The 2,025-nt window shown below is 54.1% G+C and carries 2 protein-coding genes; one reads left to right on the forward strand and one right to left on the reverse strand.

The annotated features are described in order from the left end of the window. The first annotated feature begins 142 nt into the window (after positions 1–142). Positions 143–1,381 carry a pentapeptide repeat-containing protein gene (locus ROTAS13_RS25910; RefSeq protein WP_083755694.1) on the forward strand — a complete coding sequence of 413 codons (1,239 nt, stop codon included), beginning with the start codon at positions 143–145 and terminating at the stop codon, positions 1,379–1,381. 154 nt (positions 1,382–1,535) lie between these two features. Here the strand turns inward: ROTAS13_RS25910 and ROTAS13_RS23580 are convergent. Then, positions 1,536–2,025 (reverse strand): substrate-binding domain-containing protein (locus ROTAS13_RS23580; protein ID WP_171979226.1); only part of this gene is annotated, 490 nt, incomplete at its 5' end.

Here is a 2,025-nt window from a genome sequence, read left to right on the forward strand (position 1 = left end):
CTTTTGGCCGCTCTCCTCGCCGCCCTCCGACAGGCAATCCTCACCCCGATCAGCCAAGCCAGCGTCCCGACAGGCCGCACCCTGCTCGCAGGGGCGACAGCCTGAAGACGTTGTTCAAGGCCGACTAATTATCGATAGATTGATGGCTCGCGATATGCAGCGATCTACATTGCTGCCACACGATCGTCGCTTGGCTTTGCAAACGCTAGCACTCAAAATATCTTCAAGAGATAACCCTATAGCAACCGAAGACACATTTAATAAAATTGTTGATGAGCACTTCCCTGCCGAGCTGCGACGCCTCTCACCTGAGGAACGCCGAACACGAAGACTAGAGTTGTTCGAAGATCTAAGAAGTTCTGCAACACTAACTAGAGCAGTTGAAGCTAAGCATGACGGATGGGTTTTTTCTCACAACTCACTTAGAGAGTATCTCGTATGCGAGGCACTTGTTGAGAGCCTAAGGAAAAAAGAAGCAGCACCAATTGACAGTCCTATTACAGCAGCAATGCGAGCCTTCGTAGCCTCAATCGACAAGACTAATGCAATCAGTTTATGGCAGTTCTTGGTTGATCTTTGGCCAAAACGAAATACTGAAAGCACCCTTGGATCTTATTTGGTATTATTATGGGATTTAGCAGCCAGAAGTGATGCAGGCCTACATGAGAATCTAAAGTCTCTAGGGATTGCAGGACCCATGGAAACTATAGCTATGAATAACATAAGTATAAAGGATATCAATTTCAGTCAGATTGAAAACAGCGCCGGATTACGATTTAATATGGATAGCAGCACTGTTGCTGATTGCACCTTTGACGGCATGGACCTTAGCAGTAGTAGCTTCGAGGAAGCGTTACTGGATAACGTTTCGCTAAAAGATTGCAATCTGAGCCAAACACTATTTCAAAAAAGCTATTTCTTTGAGTGCGATATATCTGGATCAACGCTCCAAGGTGCTGACTTCAGAGGCATAGACCCCGAATCGAGTTTTCTAGTTTCGCATAGCAACAACACCATGCGGCAACTCAGCAATATGGACGCCATAGGTTTTCTTAATTTCAATGGAGCAAAGACGGACCCTATTGATGATATATACATTTATAAGAACCATCCCAAATTTCCCATGATAGCAAAAATCTGCGAAAAAGTTTCAGAGCAGAGGAATAGCCAACTCAGAGGACTAACGCAAAGGGGCGAGGCAAGAGTAGATCCACCTTTTGCACGGGATTTCGTTAGTCGCCTTGAAGCGTTGGGGTGGGTAATGGTGGATAAGAATGATCTAGTTTCGTGCACACCAGTAGGGCGGCCCTTGTTAGCGTCCCTCGCCGCCGGTACTAAAATTGCCGCAGAGATAGTGCAGTTCATTGAAGAGAAAGATTAGCAAACGCGGCGCAATTTTGCTCGAATCTATTGATCACGAGAGGTCTAAGGAACCTCAGGCTCCTGGCAGATGGGGGTTCGGGGGCAAGGCGGAGCCTTCCCCCGAGGACGGCGCGAGGCGGGAACACCCCCTCCCCAGCGCACATCCCCCAGCCTCAATCCAGCGGATCGAACGGAAACCCCACCGGCAGCAGGGCGCCGCGATGGGCGGCGATGGTGCTGTCCAGGAAGGCGACGGCGGCGCGGAGGCGTGGGCTGCGGCGCAGGTCCTCGTGGAAGAGGAGCCAGAGGGGGAGCGGCGTCATGGCGCGGGGGGCGGGCAGGCGGCGCAGGCCAGGGTCGGATTCGCCGGAGAAGCAGGAGAGGAGGGTGGCGCCGAGGCCGGTGCGGGCGGCCTCCTGCAAGGCGTGCATGGAGTTGGCGCGGAGGGCGATGCGTTCCGGCGGGACGAGGTCGGCCAAATGGCGATGGATGGCGGCGTGGCTGACGCTGTCGCCATAGGCGAGGAAGGGCTGGTCCTCGAAGGGGCGAGGGTCATGGGCGGCGGCGTAGAAGGCGAAGGCGAGGCTGCCGAGGCGGCGGGCGACGAGGCCGGGGGTGTCGGGGCGGGAAAGGCGGAGGGCGAGGTCGGCCTCTCTCCGTGAG

It is taken from the genome of Roseomonas sp. TAS13 (assembly GCF_001950415.1).
Lineage (GTDB): Bacteria > Pseudomonadota > Alphaproteobacteria > Acetobacterales > Acetobacteraceae > Roseomonas > Roseomonas mucosa.